Source organism: Bradyrhizobium sp. AS23.2, from assembly GCF_001908185.1.
Classification (GTDB): Bacteria; Pseudomonadota; Alphaproteobacteria; order Rhizobiales; family Xanthobacteraceae; genus Bradyrhizobium.
Genome location: NZ_LGHM01000273.1, coordinates 1 through 3420, shown reverse-complemented (window position 1 = coordinate 3420; position 3420 = coordinate 1). Strand labels below are relative to the sequence as shown.

The 3420-nt window shown below is 56.2% G+C and carries 3 protein-coding genes; all 3 read right to left on the bottom strand.

Annotated elements, in window-relative coordinates:
• Positions 1-630: 630 nt before the first annotated feature.
• Entirely contained in the window at positions 631-831 is a 201-nt protein-coding gene (locus AC630_RS40650; protein ID WP_057848204.1) for a hypothetical protein, read from the bottom strand.
• 273 nt (positions 832-1104) lie between these two features.
• On the bottom strand, positions 1105-1287 hold the full coding sequence (locus AC630_RS48585) for a helix-turn-helix domain-containing protein (RefSeq protein ID WP_074123945.1): 183 nt from the start codon (positions 1285-1287) through the stop codon (positions 1105-1107).
• 760 nt (positions 1288-2047) lie between these two features.
• Positions 2048-2722 (bottom strand): thiaminase II, encoded by a 675-nt coding sequence (gene tenA, locus AC630_RS40635; RefSeq protein ID WP_074123944.1) that lies wholly within the window; start codon positions 2720-2722, stop codon positions 2048-2050.
• Positions 2723-3420: the final 698 nt, after the last annotated feature.

The window sequence follows — 3420 nt, the reverse complement described above, 5'->3', positions numbered from 1 at the left end:
CGAAAAGACGGCCCGAAATTACCGCGCCGTCGTCACTCTCGCCGCAATCGTCCTATGGATGCGATAAGTGTCCACACCGCCTAGGGCTTGCTAGGGCTTGCAGGATCCAGCCTCCTGCAACGCGCAAAAATTCGTAAGCGACATAGGTGGTCAGCACCGGCCAACGCGAGGGACCATCCTCAGAACCACAAACCGGGCAACCGCACCAGTTTCGCACCAGAAACGGCGTGATCGAACCGCAACGAACGCGATCGAACTCGAACGAAAATACAGCAAAATCAACGAACCTGATCGATAGTCTGCCGCTCATAACGGCCTGGTTGCTGGTTCGAGTCCTGCCGCACATATCGGGAAATCGCCCGCGCTAGATTTTTGACTAGTCTCCTTCACCCCTGCGGCTCTGAAGGGCGCCATTACTGAACGCCGCGTGATAGCTCGCCACTAGGTGGGCTTCTTTTCTGCTCAACCTTCCAGGGTGTTCTTTGAGTCAACCGCCAACTGCAGCTGCCCAGCTGAAGTCATAATGAGCACTCAACAGCTTCATTGCGACAACAGCGACGAGAACGCAGATGATTTGCAACAACGTTCTGGTCGAGAACACTCTATTGAAGAGCGTCATGATGCCGCCTTCTAGCGCTGGTGACCGAGCCGGATTCCAAGCTTGAGCGCCTTTTGGCGGAGTGAGCCTTCGGAGCGCTTTGTGAGCTTCGCAATTTTTGCAACCGGAGTCTTCGCTTTCGAATGAGCGCGCAGCTCCTTCACGTCAGCCTTTGTGTATTCGCGACGCACAGGCTTCTTCTTCGTAGCCGTCTTCTTTGCCTTCTTCGCCACTTTTGGCTCCTCGATTCGAGAGTGGGCGTACTAGCACAGCCGCATTGAGGCGCAACTCTCCATCAGTTGACTCTATATGCTGGTCCGGTTTTGTGTGCCTCTCTCAGCAGATGCGGCCGATTTACTCATGCCGCCGAATTCTGACAGAAGCGCGATGATGCGGTGGTGGGCGGACGAGTTCAACCGGCTAAGGGAGCACGGTTGTGTCATCAAAATGAGTGCCTGAGGAAAAGCGCGTTCAAGGCGAGGTTTCTCCCTTAAGTCGCACGTCCATTAGTTCGACATGTTGGTATCAAGGAGCGCCAGAAGTGAGCGCACTACTACTAGTCGCCGACGTCCGATCGTTGTCGTGACGATACGCCCAGCTCGTATCAACTCGTAAAGCTTCGTGCGTCCCAAGCTGGTCACTACGCATGCATCGTCAATCGTGCAGGTTAGCCGCTGGGTGAATGGCATCGTGCTCGGTTCTGCGGCTTTCGGAGCGGATAGACTGATTTGTGACGGTTGTCCGCCAGTTTTCTCTCGTCGATTGTATCTCACGTTGCCCTCCTATTCGCACAAAGCTCGACAGGACGAGAGTTGATTGTGCGACGAGCAACGTCAATGCGAACATCCGAGGGCGCTCGCGTACGACAGCGCACGTTAGCGGCCGTTTGAATATTTCCGGACACCAAGGGCGACAGGAAATTTCTCGCGAATGCGCCAGCCACAGTGAAGCATCGCGCCGAGGCTAGTCTGCTAATGTCGGCAGCAAATTTCCCAAGCGTTCGCCGCTGTTCACCAGCGTCTTATTCAACCGTTATTCAACGAACGCGGCTGATGGCTACCTAAGTGCCTGAGTTTGCTGGCGCTCCCTAGGGGAATCGAACCCCTGTTTCAGCCTTGAGAGGACCAGGGACGGTCTCAGAAAATGCGTTCGAGAAGGGATGGGCCGCGGCAACAGATGCCGAACAGAGTCTGGGGCCAAAACCGGTGCTGAGCTTCTGTCTCGCGATCGACCTGCAATCACAATTGAGTCATCACGCCATCGCCAACCTACGCTGCGACCTACCTCCCACTGCTTCCACGTCGCTTCCACGAGCGAAAATTGAGCATAGAGTTGGAACAATGAAAAGCCCTTGAAATCGATCTGATTTCAAGGGCTTGCCAACTGGTTGCGGGGACAGGATTTGAACCTGTGACCTTCAGGTTATGAGCCTGCTGATCGCCGAAAGGGTTATTCAACACGCTGGCCCGCGCGCCAGCCCATCTCCCAGAAGTCTGTCTCGAGTCGGGTGGCTTCCTTGAAGATCGCAATCAGCTCTGCCTCGCGGGCCGGCGTGGCGTAGCGATCGGCGAGATGCTCCAGGTGCGCTCGCGCTTTCGCCGCGACCTCCTGGTACGGCACGCCGGCGTACTCGGCGATCCAAACGCGATAGGAGTTCGTCACAGCGTCCGCAGTGGGTCGCGAGGCGAGCCGCGTTGCGATCTCCGCGTACCCGATCACGCAGGGGGCAAGCGCCACCTTGAGTGCCAGGAGATCGCCGCGCATTCCTGCGTCGAGCACGTAGCGTGTATAGGCCAGCATCTCGACCGCCGGAGGGGTTTGCTCAAGGTCGCTCGGGGACAGACCCCAACCGGCACAGAGCTTCACATGCAGGTTCATCTCGACATCAAGGATGGCCGAAAGGCCGGCCGCTGCTTCACGCATGTCGGCAAGTTTGGGCGACTTGTAGACTGAGAGCGCGTAGGCGCGAGCAAACTCGATGAGGAACAGGTAGTCTTGAACGAGGTAGTGACGAAACGCCGTTTCGGGGAGCGAGCCGTCTGCCAATCCGCTCGTGAAGGGATGCTCGGTGTAGGCCCGCCACTCAGCGGATGCTTCTATCTTTAGACGCTCGAAGAAACTCACGACTTTTTTCGCCTGGCTTGCTTTTCCATGAACGTCTCGGCTCGCTACCGATAGCGCATTGCGAACCGCGTGGACGCTGACCTTGACAGGTCGCCGCGATCAGCCGGTACGACGGCGTAGGGATTGGCTTGCCGTCGTTCGCCGGGACTGACTTGTGTTCTCACGTTATCACGAACAGAAGGCACATGCCCTCGATTGCAGACGAACCGCACCAGTTTCGCACCAGAAACGACCCGCACGAAGCGCAGCGAACGTGGTCGAATTCCAAGAAAAGCGCAGGAAAATCAACGAAGCTGATCAGTATTCCGCCGCTCATAACGATGTGGTCGGGGGTCTTCTATACAGTGATACAAGTGGGTTCCTGAACTTGATCTCTGCCAGTGCAACAATCCCGCTCCAGATTCTCCGCTCCTCGGCATCCACCGTTCTGCTTTCAATTATGTCCAAATCTACGATCGATATGTAAGCGACCTGCCCCTCTTGGACTGCATGCAGCATCTTGCTGTTATGAGGCATGCGAAGACGAGGGACGTTTTTCATCGTAGATCGCGGTGTGTAAGCCCGCGTGAATTAGATCCCGACTTGATCAAATTTGTTGAAGCCCTTGCAATCGCCGATGCGAGGCGCGATCATCTCTTCGAGAATGAGCGGCTGATGAAAACTCATATTGACGCCGCCAGCGAGAAACACATCAGCGG

Coding starts and splice junctions, on each gene's coding strand:
- AC630_RS48585 (WP_074123945.1), bottom strand. CDS start 1,287: ATGCCATTCACCCAGCGGCTAACCTGCACGATTGACGATGCATGCGTA.